Annotated in this window: 13 protein-coding genes; 4 read left to right on the forward strand and 9 right to left on the reverse strand. The window is 62.3% G+C overall.

Annotated features, from left to right (window positions below; genetic code table 11):
* Nucleotides 1-32: 32 nt before the first annotated feature.
* The 3 genes from AC3ITY_RS12530 to psrA all read right to left on the reverse strand — a co-directional run bounded on the left by AC3ITY_RS12530 (nucleotide 33) and on the right by psrA (nucleotide 3,478).
* Complete coding sequence (locus AC3ITY_RS12530) at nucleotides 33-905, reverse strand: LysR substrate-binding domain-containing protein (protein ID WP_489309494.1); 873 nt, start codon at nucleotides 903-905, stop codon at nucleotides 33-35.
* A 54-nt stretch (nucleotides 906-959) separates the two neighbouring features.
* Nucleotides 960-2,255, reverse strand: coding sequence for an MFS transporter (locus tag AC3ITY_RS12535; protein ID WP_489309496.1), 1,296 nt, complete (start codon nucleotides 2,253-2,255; stop codon nucleotides 960-962).
* 131 nt (nucleotides 2,256-2,386) lie between these two features.
* Nucleotides 2,387-3,478, reverse strand: a complete 1,092-nt coding sequence (gene psrA, locus AC3ITY_RS12540; protein WP_489309498.1) for an iron-containing alcohol dehydrogenase PsrA — start codon at nucleotides 3,476-3,478, stop codon at nucleotides 2,387-2,389.
* A 256-nt stretch (nucleotides 3,479-3,734) separates the two neighbouring features.
* Between psrA and AC3ITY_RS12545 the strand changes: the two genes are divergently transcribed.
* Nucleotides 3,735-4,358, forward strand: coding sequence for an NIPSNAP family protein (locus AC3ITY_RS12545; protein WP_489309500.1), 624 nt, complete (start codon nucleotides 3,735-3,737; stop codon nucleotides 4,356-4,358).
* Between the two features lie 24 nt (nucleotides 4,359-4,382).
* Here the strand turns inward: AC3ITY_RS12545 and AC3ITY_RS12550 are convergent, their stop codons facing one another.
* The 5 genes from AC3ITY_RS12550 to AC3ITY_RS12570 all read right to left on the reverse strand — a co-directional run bounded on the left by AC3ITY_RS12550 (nucleotide 4,383) and on the right by AC3ITY_RS12570 (nucleotide 10,969).
* Entirely contained in the window at nucleotides 4,383-5,669 is a 1,287-nt protein-coding gene (locus AC3ITY_RS12550; RefSeq protein WP_489309502.1) for an NAD(P)/FAD-dependent oxidoreductase, read from the reverse strand.
* A gap of 3 nt (nucleotides 5,670-5,672) precedes the next feature.
* Nucleotides 5,673-7,250, reverse strand: coding sequence for an aldehyde dehydrogenase (NADP(+)) (locus AC3ITY_RS12555; RefSeq protein WP_489309504.1), 1,578 nt, complete (start codon nucleotides 7,248-7,250; stop codon nucleotides 5,673-5,675).
* A 107-nt stretch (nucleotides 7,251-7,357) separates the two neighbouring features.
* Nucleotides 7,358-8,305, reverse strand: coding sequence for a dihydrodipicolinate synthase family protein (locus AC3ITY_RS12560; RefSeq protein WP_489309506.1), 948 nt, complete (start codon nucleotides 8,303-8,305; stop codon nucleotides 7,358-7,360).
* A 57-nt stretch (nucleotides 8,306-8,362) separates the two neighbouring features.
* Nucleotides 8,363-9,289 (reverse strand): 4-hydroxyproline epimerase, encoded by a 927-nt coding sequence (locus AC3ITY_RS12565; RefSeq protein ID WP_489309508.1) that lies wholly within the window; start codon nucleotides 9,287-9,289, stop codon nucleotides 8,363-8,365.
* A gap of 45 nt (nucleotides 9,290-9,334) precedes the next feature.
* Complete coding sequence (locus tag AC3ITY_RS12570; protein ID WP_489309510.1) at nucleotides 9,335-10,969, reverse strand: APC family permease; 1,635 nt, start codon at nucleotides 10,967-10,969, stop codon at nucleotides 9,335-9,337.
* Nucleotides 10,970-11,156: 187 nt separating this feature from the next.
* Between AC3ITY_RS12570 and AC3ITY_RS12575 the strand changes: the two genes are divergently transcribed.
* The 3 genes from AC3ITY_RS12575 to AC3ITY_RS12585 all read left to right on the forward strand — a co-directional run bounded on the left by AC3ITY_RS12575 (nucleotide 11,157) and on the right by AC3ITY_RS12585 (nucleotide 14,649).
* Nucleotides 11,157-11,951, forward strand: coding sequence for a PAS domain-containing protein (locus tag AC3ITY_RS12575; protein WP_489309512.1), 795 nt, complete (start codon nucleotides 11,157-11,159; stop codon nucleotides 11,949-11,951).
* A gap of 76 nt (nucleotides 11,952-12,027) precedes the next feature.
* Nucleotides 12,028-12,408: a RidA family protein gene (locus tag AC3ITY_RS12580; RefSeq protein WP_008021538.1), complete on the forward strand. Its 381-nt coding sequence runs from the start codon at nucleotides 12,028-12,030 to the stop codon at nucleotides 12,406-12,408.
* Nucleotides 12,409-12,660: 252 nt separating this feature from the next.
* Nucleotides 12,661-14,649 carry a peptidase U32 family protein gene (locus AC3ITY_RS12585; RefSeq protein ID WP_489309515.1) on the forward strand — a complete coding sequence of 663 codons (1,989 nt, stop codon included), beginning with the start codon at nucleotides 12,661-12,663 and terminating at the stop codon, nucleotides 14,647-14,649.
* A 105-nt stretch (nucleotides 14,650-14,754) separates the two neighbouring features.
* Here AC3ITY_RS12585 and AC3ITY_RS12590 read toward each other — a convergent pair whose 3' ends face one another.
* Nucleotides 14,755-15,198 (reverse strand): hypothetical protein, encoded by a 444-nt coding sequence (locus AC3ITY_RS12590; RefSeq protein WP_489309517.1) that lies wholly within the window; start codon nucleotides 15,196-15,198, stop codon nucleotides 14,755-14,757.
* Between the last annotated feature and the right edge of the window lie 238 nt (nucleotides 15,199-15,436).

The raw sequence follows: 15,436 nt of genomic DNA on the forward strand, positions 1-15,436 counted from the left end.
AGGCCTATGGATTGCTCAAGGGTGAGACGAAATCAGGTGGCCGGCGTTGGGCTCGAGTCGAACAGCTCCGCGATCATTGGCCGATTTCGGCGAATGCCCAGGCAGCACAGGTGGTAGTCGATGGAAAACGGGTGATTGACGAAGGTGATCGGTTTGGTGCCCGGGGTTTCGGCGTACTCGACGGCCGAGACGAAACCGATGCCGATGCCCTTGGCGATGGCATGCACGATGGCCTCGCGGCTGTTCAACTGCATGACGCAGTTCAGCGCGACGCCCAGGTGCTTGCAGCTTTCCTCCACCAGTTGACGAGTACGGGAGCTTTTTTCCCGCAGCACCCATTTCTCTTCGCTGATCTGCTCGACATGCACTTCTTGCTGCCGGGCCCATGGATGGTCGTCACGCACCACGGCAATAATCGGGTAACGCCGGTAAAGCTGCGTGTCAAAACGCTGGTCGAACTCGGACAGGGCCAGGATCGCCACATCGATATCGAAGTTGAACAGGCGATCCAGGGTCTCTTTTTCCGCAGAGAACGAGGTTTCCAGTTCGATGTCCGGGTGCCGCTGCATCAGTTCGTAGGTCAGGTTCATCGCAATGGGTGGGGACACTGCGCCCAGGCGCAACATACCGGACTTGCGTTGCTTGAAACTCTGCAGCAGTTGCACGGCTTCATCCTCCTGGCCGAACAGGCCCTGGGTAATCGCATAGAGCTGGTGCCCGGCGGCACTCATTTCGATAAAGCGACCGCGGCGATGGAACAGCTCCACGGAAAACTTCTTCTCCAGGGCATTGACCTGCTCACTGACCGTGGGCTGGCCAACGCTCAGGTACTCGGCGGCAAGGGTGAAGCTGCCGGTCTTGGCCACCGCATGAAACGAACGTAGCCACTTGTGATACTGGTACATAGACGATCCTGTTCCTGAGCCGCTGCCTTCGATTCAACCTGCCGGGTTGGGCGATCAACGCCTGATGAACAACGCAACCGAGGCACTGCACAGGCAGGCGCTGGTGACCACGATGAAGATCAGCGAGGTGTTGCCGGTACTGTCGAGCATACTGCCGATCAGCGGTTCCGCCAGGCCGGCGAACAGGTAGGACGAGAAGTTCATCACCCCGGTTGCGGTGCCAGCGCGCTTGGCGCCCACCAGGTCCGGGCACAGCGCCCAGAAGCTGGAAGCGGGGCCGTACACGAAGAAACCGCAGAGGAACAACGCCACAAGGCCGGTCGCGCTGTGGGGTGCAAGGGTCCACATCCACAAACTGGTCGCCGCACCGAGGAACATGTAGAGCATGATCGCCAGGTAGCGTTTGGAGCCGAACAGCTTGTCCGAGATCCAGCCGTTACTCAGCGCGCCGATGGCCATGCCGACCGGTAGGGCCACGGTGATCCACTTCGGATCGATCATGCTGTCGCCGGTCTTCCAGTTGGCGCCCAGGAAGTGCACCGGCACCCAGACGATCAAACCGTAGCGGGCGGCGTTCTGGAAACCCAGGGACACGGCGGCGATGATCAGGCGAAAGTTTTTCAGAACAGCTTTGTAGCGCTGCGTGGAAGTTTCGACTTCGCCATGGGCCACTTCATGGCTTTTGTCCTCGGCGTTGGCCACACCGGTGTCGGCAGGCGGTTCGAAACCCAGGTCTTGCGGACGCTCGCGGGCCACCAGGTAGAAGATGATGCCGCCCGCCAGCATGAGCAACACGGGCAGGCGGAAGATCCAGCGCCACTCCAGATGCATCACCTCAAGCACGACGATTGAGGTCACGTAGGAAAGCACCGACGCGCAGCCGGCCGCGAACACATAGAAGCCGTAGACCTTGCCGCGTTCGCCCGCGCTCCACCAGTTGGAGATCAGCCGACTGCCCGGTGCCCAGCCCAATGCCTGGAAGTAGCCATTGATGCCCCAGGGCAGGATCAGCCCGGCGAAACCGCTGGCGAAACTGGTCACCCAGTTGGCGCCACAGGACAGCACGGCGCCCATGGTCATGATGCGTCGGCCACCGAATTTGTCGGCGAGGTTGCCGTTGATGGCCTGGCCAATGGCGTAGGCCCAGAGCATGGCAGCCGAGGCCCAGCCGAGGGTTTCCTTGGTCAGGCCGAATTCGGCCTGGATACCCGGGATGGCGAAACCGAAGGTCTGGCGGCCGGTGTAGAAAAACAGATAGCAAAACATGGCTGCCAGCAGCATGCGCCACTGGGCGACGCGAAACGATGCGTTGTGTACGGCGAGACCTGGCATGGTTTGGGCACGATTCATGATCTTTTCCTTATTCTTGTTCGTTCCCTGCGAGTTGCATCGCAGGGTGCACTCTTTTTCAGGTGCAGCAGGAAATCGTCGCGGCTCGTTACGCCGCTGGCAGTGTAGTGTCTTTGGGGGGCCGGCGAGCCCTAGGCCGCTCGTGAGCCGATGAAGTTCTTGCCGCGTGCACCCTGCAGGGCGAAATCGATCATGGTTTGGGCCTCTTCGGCCGTCACGCCGTAGTCGGCGAACTCGGTTTTCACATCCAGGCTGTGCAGGAATGCGCGCAATCGGGCCTGGGCTTTATCCAGGTCTGGCCCGAAAACCCGTTGCAGGGTCTTGTCGCGCGTCGCGTCGTGGCCCCAGGCAAGGCCCAGAACCAGTGGCAGGGTGAAGGAACAGGCAATGCCATGGGGCAAGCCGTAGTGCAAGGTCATCTCATAGGAAATGGAGTGGGCCAGCGCGGTCTTGGTGTTGGAGAACGCCATGCCGGCCTTGAGTGCGGCGAGGGCCATCCGTGAACGCAGTTCCTGGCTGGACAGGTCACGCCGCAGCAAGGGCAGGCATTCGAGGATGTCCTCGATGGCAGAGATGGCGAACGTATCGGAAAGCGGGTTGGCGTTGATGTTCCAGATCGACTCCAGCGCGTGGGACAGTGCATCCAGCCCGGTGGAAACGGTTACGCTGGCCGGCACCGTGAGCATCAATTGCGGATCGATGATGGCGACACTTGGCCAGGTGCAGTCCAGGTGCAGCGAGTACTTCTTGTGGTTGGCAGCATCCCAGATCGTCGCCCAGGGCGTGACTTCACTGCCGGTGCCCGCCGTGGTCGGTGCTGCTATCAGCTGTTTACTGCGTGCCGGAACGAAGGGTTTACCGCTTGCCAGCAAGGCCAGCAGCTCATCGAAGCGGCCTGACTCAGTGCCGACAATCAGCGCCTTGGCGGTGTCGATCGCACTGCCGCCACCGACGGCAATCACCGCATGGCAATCGCCGGCCTGTTGCCAGAAGCGTTCATAGGTCGCGCGAAGTTGCGCGACATCGGGATTGGGCTGGACATCTTCGATCACGTAGACCAAGCGTTTGCCCAGCAACGCTTGAAGGCGATCCACCAGCCCCAGGCCACGGGCTTCGGGAAAGGTCACGACGGCAACGGTCTGGTGTTCGGTGATGGCGGCAAGCTCTTGCAGGCTGCCCCAGCCGAAGCGGGTATCCACTGGATTGTGAAATCGGGCGGTCATGGCGGGTCCTTGGTTTTTGTTGTTGGAAGTGACGCCATGCTCGCGGTCCACGGACTACTGCACAAATCGATAATTCGCAGGTTTGAATCGGCTGGGCCGATAACGGCCGGTGGCTGATGCTTCGCTTTAATCCCAATAAAGAAACTACCTACAACACTGCGGAAAATGCCGTTGCCGATGGGGTTTGTCTCAATATCCCGCCGGCGGGGGCTGCCCTAGGCTGTGTGCTTTTGGTAAACCGGTGGGCGGAGTCGCTATGCGTTTTTTTGAACTGATCACTTTTACCGTGCGCGTGCGCACGGTGGCCGATGCGCTGGTACGCATCGAGGCCGAGTTGGCGAAGCCGGAAGTCGGCGGGGTGTTGATGGGCTGCTGGGCCTCGGAAATCGGCCAGTTGAACCAGATCACCGTGCTGCGCGGCTTTGACGACGAAAGCCTTCGACAAGTGGAGCGCGAGCGTTTCCTGCTGGGGGGCGGGGCGTTTGGCATCAACGAATTGATCACCGATCTGCGCATCGAAAACTACACGCTGTTTCCCTTCCTCGAACCCATGAGCACGGGGCCGCACGGTCCATTCTACGAACTGCGCGTCTATGACCTGTTCAGCAGCGGGTTGCAGCCCACCCTCGACGGCTGGAGCAAAGCCATCGAAGCGCGAACCGCTGAACAGTATTCGCCGGTGTACGCGGCGTTCTACGCCACCGACGGCGCGCTGCCACGCTATCTGCACATCTGGCCATGGACCACCCTGGAACAGCGCCTGCAAGTGCGCACCCAAGCGGTCGCCGACGGCGTCTGGCCGCCGGAAAACTCCGGCCCGCAACTGCGCGACATGCGCTCGACCATCTACCTGCCCGCGAAGTTCTCGCCCTTGCAATGACGAGGGCTCGGCTCGACCGGGACCTCAGAAACGATCCAGCCGGTACGGCGCGGTCGTCGGCAAGCCGTGAGGCTGGGCGTCGGTCAAAGGCGAGGCCATTTGCGCAATCATTTCCGCCGTGACCGCCGCCTGGGTCAATCCCAGATGCTGATGGCCGAAGGCGAGCAGCACCTTGCCGTCGCACACCCGGTCGATAATCGGCAGGGAGTCGGGCAGGGACGGCCGGAAACCCATCCACGGCGTGGCGGCTTCGGCGCTCAGGTCGCGTTTGAACAGGCCTTTGCTCAGGCGGTGCAACTGCCAGGCGCGCTCCATGGTCGGTGGGCAGTCGAGACCGGCGAATTCGACGGTGCCAGCCAGGCGCAGCCCGTCTGCCATCGGCGTCATGATGAACTTGCGTTCGAGCGAGGTGACGGCAAACGGCAAGCGTTCGTGCTCGTGAGGCAGCATCAGGTGATAGCCACGCTCGGTGTCCAGCGGCACCTTCTTGCCGGTCAGCGCGGCGGTGAGCCTGGCGGAATGGGCGCCACAGGCAATCAGCACTTGTCGACTGCTGACGCGGCCTTGATCGGTGATCAACGACACGCCGCTTTCATTCAACTGCCCACCCTCGACCCGCTGCTTGAGGAACTGCACGCCGCTGCTTTTGGCGGCGTGGACCAGTTCGCCGACCACCCGGAAGGGATCGAGAAAATGCCCGGTGCGTGGGAAGAACAAGCCGCCCTGGATCTGCTCGCTGAGTTGCGGTGCCGCATCGCGTACCGCCTTGGCCTGCCAGAAATCCACCGGCACTTGCTGCTGGCGCATGCGCGCCTGTAGCGCTTCGATGGCCTGTTGTGAGTCGGCGCGCTCGAACACCAGCAACGAGCCGTCTTCCTTGAGCAACCCGGGGCGCTCGATGGTCTCCAGCAACCGGTGCCAGGCACCCAGGCTGCCTTCATTGAGCGCGCGGATACCAGCCACGGTGCGCTGGAACGGCGCCGGGCGCAGGTTGAGCAACAGGCGTGCGAACCAGGGCAGGGCCCGGGGCATGTATTTCCAGTCCAGGCGCAGCGGGCCCATCGGGTCCATGAGCATGGCGGGCAGGCGTTTGAGGATCGACAGGTCGGCGATCGGGAACACCTGCTCGGTGGCCAGGTGCCCGGCATTGCCGAACGAGGCGCCACGGCCGGGCTCCTGTTGATCGATGACCACCACCCGCCGGCCCTGGCGTGCCAGGCGCAGGGCGCAGGCGACGCCGATGATCCCGGCGCCGATCACGGCAACGTCCGCCACTGCGTTGGGTCTGTTGAAAAGGGAGTCGTTGGACATGGCCTAGGCTTCTCTCTGGCCGTCGAGCAGGCGACGCAACTGCAACGGGTTGCTGTGCTTGAGCGCGGCCGGCAACAGGGCGTCGGGGAAGTCCTGATAGCAGACCGGGCGCAGGAAACGCAGGATGGCGGCGGTGCCGACCGAGGTGGTGCGCGCATCGGACGTCGCCGGGAACGGGCCGCCATGGACCATGGCGTCGCACACCTCGACCCCGGTCGGCCAGCCATTGACCAGCAGGCGCCCGGCCTTGCGCTCCAGGGTTGGCAGCAAGGCCCTGGCGCTCTCCACGTCGGCATCGTCCAGGTGCAGGGTGGCGGTCAACTGGCCTTCCAGGTGTTCGATGACCTGGCGGATTTGCTCGTCGCTGGCGCATTGCACGACCAGCGACGCGGCGCCGAACATTTCTGCCTGCAATGCCGGGTCGGCGAGAAACTCACTGGCCTGGGTGACGAACAGGTGGGCCTGGCACTGGTTCGGGGTTTCGCCCTTCAGGCCGACGGCCACAGTGTCAGCGTGGGCATGCTCGGCCAGCGCGCCGACGCCGGCCTCGTAGGCCTTGAAAATGCCGGGGGTGAGCATGGTCTGCGCCGGGCTGCGCTGTAGCAGTTGCGCAGCTGACTGGATGAAGCACTCAAGGGCCGGGCCTTGGCGGGCAATCACCAGACCTGGATTGGTGCAGAACTGGCCAGCGCCTTGGGTGAGGGACGCGACGAAGCCTTGCGCCAGGGCTTCGGCTCGCGATTGCAGGGCTGCCGGGAACAGCAATACTGGATTGATCGAACTCATTTCCGCATACACTGGGATCGGCTCGGGCCGCGCCTGGGCCGCGTTGCACAAGGCGATGCCGCCGCTGCGCGAGCCGGTGAAACCCACGGCCTTGATGCGCGGATCGGTGACCAGGGCGATGCCCACTTCGCGGCCGGAGCCGAACAACAGCGAAAACACGCCTTCGTGCAACCCGCGAAGTTTGACCGCACGGGCCACGGCTCGGCCCACCAGTTCACTGGTGCCGGGGTGCGCGCCATGGGCCTTGACGATCACCGGGCAACCAGCGGCGAGTGCCGACGCGGTGTCACCGCCAGCAACCGAGAAGGCCAGGGGAAAGTTGCTGGCACCGAACACCGCCACCGGGCCGAGCGGCACCTGACGCTGACGCAGGTCCGGGCGGGGCAGGGGCTGGCGTTCCGGTTGCGCGGAGTCGACCCGTACATCCAGCCACTCACCAGCACGCACGGTGCGGGCAAAGGTGCGCAGCTGCTGGCAAGTGCGGCCCCGTTCACCCTGGATACGCGGGCGTGGCAGGCTGGTCTCGGCCACGGCGCGGTCGATCAATTCATCGCCGAGGGCTTCGATTTCGCTGGCGATGGTTTCGAGGAATTCGGCGCGGGCCTCCAGGGACGTTGCGCGGTAGCTGTCCAGGGCACTCCAGGCCAGGGCGCAGGCCTGTTCGACGTGTTCGCCGCTGCCACCGCGATAGGCCGGCTCAAGGGGTAGATCAGTGGCGGGATCGATGCCGCGGATCGTTTCGCGGTTGCCGGCGATGGCCTGCTGGCCGATCAACATGTTGCCTGTCAGAGTCATGGTCGTTCCTGAAAAAAAGAGGGGGGGCGTTTGCGAAAAAAACGCCGTACCGCCGTGGGCGAAAATAAAAGCGGCGCGCATTGGCACGCCGCTGTACAGGCTGAATGTCAGGCGAAGTTCTGCTCGGCCGACCACTGCTCGTACCACTGGCGGAACAGCGCGTACTGGTTCTCGGCATATCGACGCTGGGCATCGCTGAGCGCATCGGTCTCGTTGAAGTGCAGGGTGTATTCCTTGTCGCCATTGAGCACCATCAGGTGCTTGTAATAGAGCACCAGGTCGCAGCCCTCATCGAAGGACGACAGCACCGCCATTGCCGATTCCAGCTCCCGCGCCTGACGACGCGCCTTGGCATCGCCCTTGGCCGCTTGTTTGCTCAGGGCCACCAGGCGCAACACTTCACGCGGCAGTGCGTTGCCGATGCCGGTGATGGCGCCGGTGGCGTTGCAGTTGACGAAACCGTGGACCACCTGGGTGTCGACACCGACCATCAGGGTCACGTCATCGTCCTTGGAGGTGATGTGTTCGGCGGCGTAGCGCAGGTCGGCGGCACCGCCGAACTCCTTGAAGCCGATGAGGTTCGGGTACTCGCGGCGCAGTTCGAAGAACAGGTCGGCGCGGGTGGCGAAGCCGTAGTAAGGGCTGTTGTAGATCACCGCCGGCAGGCCTGGAGCGGCCTGGAGGATCGCGGCGAAGTGGGCTTTTTGCGCGGTGGCCGAAGCGCCGCGAGACAGCACGCGAGGGATGACCATCAAGCCTTGGGCGCCGACTTTGGCCGCGTGTGCCGCATGGGACACCGCTTCGCGGCTGTTGACGGCACCGGTGCCGACGATGGTCGGAACGCCGGCGGCCACCAGGCGCGCCACGCCTTCCTGACGCTCGGCTTCGGTCAGCAGCGGCCAGTCACCCATGGAACCGCAATACACCACCGCGCTCATGCCGATGTCGATCAGTTCGCGCCCCTTGGCCACCAGTGCGTCGAAGTCCGGCTTGCGCTCGGCGGTGCATGGGGTCATCAGTGCAGGGATGCAGCCAGTGAAGATGTTGTCGCTCATTTTGTTGTCACTCCTTGAAGCATTCATTCAGATTTAGTGAGGGAAGAGGCGTGGGGCTCAGATGCCCCACGCAAAGGGGTCCTGTTCGTCGATCAGCAAGGTGCTGTCGGCGGTCATGTAGGCACGGCCGGTGATGAAAGGGATGATGCGTTCGCCTTCCCATTCATAGCTGCCGACGAATTGGCTGGCGGTGATGCTGGCCTGGACCCAGCGTTCACCCGCGGCCAGTTTTCCGTCGGCTGCCAGGCACGCCAGTTTTGCGCTGGTGCCGGTCCCGCAGGGCGAGCGGTCGTAGGCCTTGCCGGGGCACATGACGAAGTTGCGGCTGTCGGCGTGATCGTCGTCGGCAAACAGTTCGATGTGATCGATCAGGGCGCCGTCTTCACCGTGGATGCCCTGGGCTTCAAGGGCCTTGAGCATTGCCCAGGTGTACTCGGTGAGGAACTCGACGTTGTCCATCTGCAACGCCTGACCGTGATCAGACACCAGGAAAAACCAGTTGCCGCCCCAGGCGATGTCGCCGTACACGCGGCCATGTCCCGGCACTTCGACTGGCACCTGTTGGCGGTAGCGGTAGGCGGGCACGTTGCGCAGGGTGACGTTGCCGTCCTCATGCAGCGTGGCGCTGACCGGGCCGACCGGCGTATCGATCTTGTGCTCGCCGGGCTGGATATGCCCCAGGTGATGCAGCGAGTTGACCAGGCCGATGGTGCCGTGACCGCACATGCCGAGGTAGCCGGCGTTGTTGAAGAAAATCACGCCGCAGGTGGCATCCGGCGACACCGGTTCGCAGTACAGCGCACCCACCAGCACATCGTTGCCACGGGGCTCCAGCAGGCAGGCGCGACGCCATTGGTCATGCTGCTCGCGCAGGACATCGCGCTTCTCGGCCATGGTCCGGCCGGACAACTGGGGCAGGCCCGACATCACCAGGCGAGTCGGTTCGCCGCCGGTGTGGGAATCGATGACATGTACTTTTTTCATAAACCTTTCCATTGGAAAAACTCAGAGGTTTTGCTGGCCTGAATCTCAGCGTGAAGTCTGGACAGAGGCACCAATCGGGCGCCGGCCGCTGTAAACGGGATCGGCTTCGTCTTCACCGTCCTCGTCTTCCAGGCGAACCAGATGCGCCGGCACGCCGGTGGCCGCGCCCCAGTAGTAGATGCCCATTGCGCAGGCCGCTACGACCAGGGTGTCGAAAGGATGGGTGAGTACGCCCATGCCGCCGAAGCTGCCGAGCCAGGACAGCACGATGGTCACGGCATAGAAGCCGATCAGCCATGCCGAAGAGCGCACTTGCTGGGCCAGGCTCAGGTGTTGGGTCGGCACGAAACGTCCGCACAGCAGGTACACCACGAACATCAGGATCTGCAGGCCGAGCAGCCAGGACACGGTGCTCCAGCCGGACCAGTAGACGATCAGCGCGGCGATGATGAACGACACCGGGCCCAGGACACCCATGCGCTTGACCTTGAACGGGCGCGGCATGTCCGGCGCATTGCGACGCAGTGCGGCCACCGACACCGGGGCCACGGCGTAGCTCAGTACCAGCGCGGCGGAGACCACGTTGATCAGGGCTTCCCACGAAGGGAAGGGCAGGGTCCAGAACACCGACAGGGCAAAGGTTAGCCATAGCGCCGGACGCGGGATGCCGGACTTTTCATCGATACGGGTGAAGACCTTGAAGAAGGTGCCGGTCTGCGCCCAGCCGTAGATCACCCGCGGGGTCGCGTTCATGTAGATGTTGCCGCAACCGCTGGGGGAGATCACCGCGTCGGCCACCACCAGATAAGCCAACCAGCCCACACCCAATGCCAGGGCGATGTCGCGGTATGGCAGGGCCAGTTCCTTGGCGACGCCGGCCCAACCGTTGGCGAGCATTTCGGTGGGCACACCTCCGAGGAACGCCACTTGCAACAGCACATAGATGGCGGTGGAGAGCAGTACGGAGAGGATCAGTGCAATCGGGATGGTACGTTGCGGATTCTTCACTTCGCTGGCCACCGAGATGATCGGTGTCAGCCCCAGGTAGGCGAAGATAATGCCGCCGGCGGACACCGCCATCTCGACACCTGACAGCCCGAACGGCATGAAACCCTGGGACTGGAAGTTCTCCGGTTTGAAGAAGGTGAACAGTACGCCGATCACCAGCAACGGCACGATGAACTTGAACAGGCTGATCAGGTTGTTGGCCTTGGCGAACGTTTTCACGCTGTAGTAATTGAGCATGAAGAACAGGCACAACAGGCCGAACTGAAGCAGCCAGCCAAGCGCCGTTGGATTGCTGGAACCGGCCTGGGTCAATGCGGGAAACCACGCCGCGGCATACTGGCGCGCGGCGACCACCTCGATGGCCACCAGGCTGGAAAACGCGATCAGCGTGATGAAGCCCATCAGGTAACCCAGCAGCGGGCCGTGGGAGTAAACCGGGTAGCGAATCACACCGCCGGCTCGGGGCAGCGCCGCGCCGAGTTCACAGTAGACGATGCCCAAAAGCAGCACCGCAAAACCGCCCAGCAGCCAGGAAAAGATCCCCGCCGGCCCCGCGATGGCGGACACGTGACTGGCTGCGAACAACCAGCCGGAACCGAAGATGGCCCCCAGTCCGATAAACGTAAGGTCTATCAACGAAAGTTGTTTTTTGAACTTGCCTTGGCCTGACATGGCATCGCCTTCTTGTGAGTTATTGGATAGGCAGGTGTGCACTTCAAGACGCCCCGGTCGGTTTTGCCGAGGAGGGCGGTGGCCATAGAGTGAACTTGGCGGCTTGCTCGCGATTGATGTTTTGCTTGGGTGTCGATGACGAAATCAGCACAATGGGCAGATGCCGATCATTGGGAGAGACAGGTAGATGACTCAGGATGCGTTTGCGCTGTTGTGCCAGGGCGACGACTCGAATTGCCCCGAATCCATCGAGCAATTGCTGGCAGGCGTTGCGCTGTTATTGCCCATGCTGGATGTCATTCCGAATGCGGCGATCTTCATCAAGGATGTGCAGGCGCGCTATGTCATGGCCAACCGCACGCTGGTGCAGCGCTGTGGTTTGAAGCAGCTAAAGCCGCTGCTGGGGAAAACCAGCGCCGAGGTATTTCCAGAGCAATTGGGGCCCGGTTACACCGAGCAGGACCGGTGTGTGCTGGAGCAAGGTCTGGTGCTGGAAGACCAGCTGGAACTGCATCTGTACAGCAGCCGCGAACCTGGCTGGTGCCTGACCCATAAGCGACCCTTGTATAACCGCCGCAATGAAATCATCGGCTTGGTGGGTATCTCGGTCGACCTGCAATCGGCCAGTGACACGCACCCGGCGTACCAGCGCCTGGCGGCGGTGGACGAACACATTCGCGCGCATTTCAACCAGCGCGTTACCCTGGGCGAGTTGACGCGCATCGCCGGCATTTCCGTGGCGCAGCTCGAACGCTACTGCAAGCGCGTGTTCCACCTGACGCCACGGCAAATGATCCAGAAAGTGCGTCTGGAGCACGCCCATCGACTGCTCCACACCGATCTGCCGATCACCGAGGTCGCCCTGCAATGCGGCTATACCGACCACAGTGCGTTCACCCGGCAGTTCAAGGCATTGACCGGATTCACCCCACGCCAGTACCGCCAGGCCACCGGTCACGGGCAGCCATCCGGCCTGGATTAGCGACGGGCCGTCAATGGCCCTGTAAACTGGCCGCGCAAAAGGCGCCAGCCTCATCACTTCAAGCAAGAGAGTCCTCATGGCAAACCACGACCTGACCTTTACCCCCGATCCCGATGCGGATTCGATTTCCTCCGACGTCGTCGGTTTCGGCGGTGTGCTGGTCTCCACCCAGATCCCCACCCGCGCCGACGGCAGCCTGGAACTGGGCGACATCACCCTGCAAAGCGAATGCACCCTGCAAGCGCTAAAGGTCGCGCTGGAGCGTGCCGGCAGTTCCATGGACCGCGTGATGCACCTGACTATCTACCTCACCGACATGGCCGACCGCGCCGCGTTCAACGAGGTCTACAAGCGCTACTTCGCCAAGCCATGGCCGGTGCGCGCCGCTGTCGGGGTTGCCTCGTTGGCGGTTGAAGGCATGCGCGTGGAAGTGACTGCGATGGCGGCCAAGGCCTGATCGAAGCAACACACTCAATACTGTAGGAGCGAGCTTGCTCCGGGCGGCGTTCCGACGATGAACATAAGGGCGATGCGTGCATACAGAATGCCCGCGTCATCGTTAACGTCCATCGCGAGCAAGCTCGCTCCTACAAGGATCCAGGCAGGGCAGATCTGCCCAAGGCCACCACCCGACAGCATACGGGTGCCGGTCAGGCGTTTCGCCGCTACAATGCACGCCTCGACCGTGACAAGCCTGACTAAAAAAATTATGTCTTTGCCCAAACATCACCTGGAATTGCTCAGCCCTGCCCGCGATGTCGCCATCGCCCGCGAGGCCATCCTGCATGGCGCCGATGCTATCTACATCGGTGGCCCGAGCTTCGGCGCCCGCCACAATGCCTGCAACGAAGTGAGCGATATCGCCCAATTGGTGGAATTCGCCCGTCGCTACCACGCCCGGGTGTTCACCACCATCAATACCATCCTGCACGACAACGAACTGGAGCCGGCGCGCAAGCTGATCCACCAGTTGTACGACGCCGGCGTCGATGCGCTGATCGTCCAGGACCTGGGGGTGATGGAACTGGACATTCCGCCGATTGAACTGCACGCCAGTACCCAGACTGACATCCGCACCCTGGAGCGGGCGAAGTTCCTCGATCAGGCCGGTTTCTCACAACTGGTGCTGGCCCGCGAGCTGAATCTCCAGGAGATCCGCGCCATCGCCGACGAAACCGACGCGGCCATCGAGTTCTTTATCCATGGTGCGTTGTGCGTGGCGTTTTCCGGTCAGTGCAACATTTCCCACGCGCAAACCGGGCGCAGCGCCAACCGTGGCGACTGCTCCCAGGCCTGCCGTCTGCCGTACACCCTCAAGGACGAGAAGGGTGGGGTGATCGCTTACGAAAAGCACCTGCTGTCGATGAAGGACAACAACCAGAGCGCCAACATCCGCGCCCTGGTCGAGGCCGGCGTGCGTTCGTTCAAGATCGAGGGCCGCTACAAGGACATGGGCTATGTGAAAAACATCACCGCCTACTACCGTCAGCGCCTCGACGCCGTGCTCGAAGACCGCCCGGACCTGGCCCGTGCCTCCAGCGGCCGCACCGCGCACTTCTTCCTGCCCGACCCGGAAAAAACCTTCCACCGTGGCAGCACCGATTACTTCGTCACTGACCGCAAGATCGATATCGGCGCCTTTGACTCGCCGACCTTCACCGGTCTGCCGGTGGGTGTGGTCGAGAAAGTCGCCAAGCGTGACATGCAGGTCGTGACGCACGAGCCGCTGTCCAACGGCGACGGCCTCAACGTGCTGGTCAAGCGTGAAGTGGTGGGTTTCCGCGCCAACATCGCCGAACCCAAAGGCGAGTTCGAGGAGGACGGCGAGAAGCGTTATCGCTATCGCGTCGAGCCCAACGAGATGCCGGAGGGGATGTACAAGCTGCGCCCCAACCACCCGCTGAATCGCAATCTCGATCACAACTGGCAACAGGCGCTGCAAAAGACCTCTGCCGAGCGTCGCATCGCCCTGAACTGGGTCGCTCGCCTGCGTGAAGAGCAGCTGGAACTGACCGCTACCAGCGAAGAGGGCATCAGCGCCAGCGTCACCCTGGCTGGCCCGTTCGGTGCCGCCAACAAGCCGGAACAGGCGCTGGAGCAATTGCAGGATCTGCTCGGTCAACTGGGTACAACGCAGTACCACGCTATCGACATCAAGCTGGACGCGCCACAGGCGTACTTCATCCCTAACTCGCAGCTCAAGGCCTTGCGCCGTGAAGTGATTGAAGCCTTGACCGAAGCGCGGATCGCCGCCCACCCGCGTGGCAGCCGCAAGGCCGAAACCACGCCGCCGCCGGTGTACCCGGATTCGCACCTGTCGTTCCTGGCCAACGTTTACAACCAGAAGGCCCGGGACTTCTATCACCGCCATGGCGTCAAGCTGATCGATGCGGCCTACGAGGCCCACGAGGAAACGGGTGAAGTACCGGTGATGATCACCAAGCACTGCCTGCGTTTCTCCTTCAACCTGTGCCCGAAACAGGCCAAGGGCGTGACTGGCGTGCGCACCAAGGTCGCGCCGATGCAGCTGATCCACGGCGATGAAGTGCTGACGTTGAAGTTCGATTGCAAGCCTTGTGAAATGCACATCATCGGCAAGATGAAAGGCCACATCCTCAACCTGCCGCAACCGGGCAGCGTGGTCGGTCACATCAGCCCCGAAGACCTGCTCAAGACCATCCCGCGCGCGCCGCACTGAGTAACCGGTGAGTGCGTCGCAACGGCGCGCTCACCTGTTCCGGCTTGAAACCTGCTTTTGCTGAAGTCTGGACGCTGGCGACAAACCTGGAGCTGGCGGTCGACACTATCCACAGGTGTCGGCAACGGCCTTTTCAGCGCGTTTGAATTCCTGTTTGACGTCGGTGGGGATGCGTTGCTTTTTCAGTTCCTGACCGAGGAAGGGTTGTTCGCCTCGGGACTGGACCTCAGCGTTCTCGGCCGTTATCTGCGCCTCGATGGCAGCAGCGTGCTTGTCGATGACGGCATCGACCTCGGCTTCATTTTTGGCCGTATCGAGCGCTAAAACCAACTGGCCGGCCTCGGCTTTTTCGGCTTCGGCATAGGCTTCGACCGTCAACCCGGAGGCCAAGGCTCGCGCCTGGGTTTCCAGGCCATTGAGATGCTCCCGGGCGGCCTTGCAGACCGCTTCCTGTCGCTGGTCCTGGATGTGTTCCCAGGTGTTCAACCCATAAATCGCGGTCCCGAGTACCAGAAGGGTTGCAGCGGCCCCCGTTAATTTGGCTTTCATTTTTGGCGCCCTCAAATGGCAAGGGAAGGGTGTTGCGCAAACGATTCCCGATTCAATTCGAGTTAGGAAAAGCGTAGCAGAGCTGTTCGGGGTGAATGTGTGCCGACACTCACCCGAGATTCGGCTCGACACTAAGCGCCTGTTTTAATGAACAATTTTTTTTGTTTGGGCTTCCCATATGAGGAAAAGGTTGGTAAATTTGCGCCCACTCTTGCACCGGCCCTCAGGGAACCAGTCG

It is taken from the genome of Pseudomonas sp. GL_091, assembly GCF_057837725.1.

What these genes read in the sequence shown, in the direction of transcription:
- AC3ITY_RS12530 (WP_489309494.1), bottom strand. Translation starts at nt 905, where the DNA reads ATGTACCAGTATCACAAGTGGCTACGTTCGTTTCATGCGGTGGCCAAG.
- AC3ITY_RS12535 (WP_489309496.1), bottom strand. Translation starts at nt 2,255, where the DNA reads ATGAATCGTGCCCAAACCATGCCAGGTCTCGCCGTACACAACGCATCG.
- psrA (WP_489309498.1), bottom strand. Translation starts at nt 3,478, where the DNA reads ATGACCGCCCGATTTCACAATCCAGTGGATACCCGCTTCGGCTGGGGC.
- AC3ITY_RS12545 (WP_489309500.1), top strand. Translation starts at nt 3,735, where the DNA reads ATGCGTTTTTTTGAACTGATCACTTTTACCGTGCGCGTGCGCACGGTG.
- AC3ITY_RS12550 (WP_489309502.1), bottom strand. Translation starts at nt 5,669, where the DNA reads ATGTCCAACGACTCCCTTTTCAACAGACCCAACGCAGTGGCGGACGTT.
- AC3ITY_RS12555 (WP_489309504.1), bottom strand. Translation starts at nt 7,250, where the DNA reads ATGACTCTGACAGGCAACATGTTGATCGGCCAGCAGGCCATCGCCGGC.
- AC3ITY_RS12560 (WP_489309506.1), bottom strand. Translation starts at nt 8,305, where the DNA reads ATGAGCGACAACATCTTCACTGGCTGCATCCCTGCACTGATGACCCCA.
- AC3ITY_RS12565 (WP_489309508.1), bottom strand. Translation starts at nt 9,289, where the DNA reads ATGAAAAAAGTACATGTCATCGATTCCCACACCGGCGGCGAACCGACT.
- AC3ITY_RS12570 (WP_489309510.1), bottom strand. Translation starts at nt 10,969, where the DNA reads ATGTCAGGCCAAGGCAAGTTCAAAAAACAACTTTCGTTGATAGACCTT.
- AC3ITY_RS12575 (WP_489309512.1), top strand. Translation starts at nt 11,157, where the DNA reads ATGACTCAGGATGCGTTTGCGCTGTTGTGCCAGGGCGACGACTCGAAT.
- AC3ITY_RS12580 (WP_008021538.1), top strand. Translation starts at nt 12,028, where the DNA reads ATGGCAAACCACGACCTGACCTTTACCCCCGATCCCGATGCGGATTCG.
- AC3ITY_RS12585 (WP_489309515.1), top strand. Translation starts at nt 12,661, where the DNA reads ATGTCTTTGCCCAAACATCACCTGGAATTGCTCAGCCCTGCCCGCGAT.
- AC3ITY_RS12590 (WP_489309517.1), bottom strand. Translation starts at nt 15,198, where the DNA reads ATGAAAGCCAAATTAACGGGGGCCGCTGCAACCCTTCTGGTACTCGGG.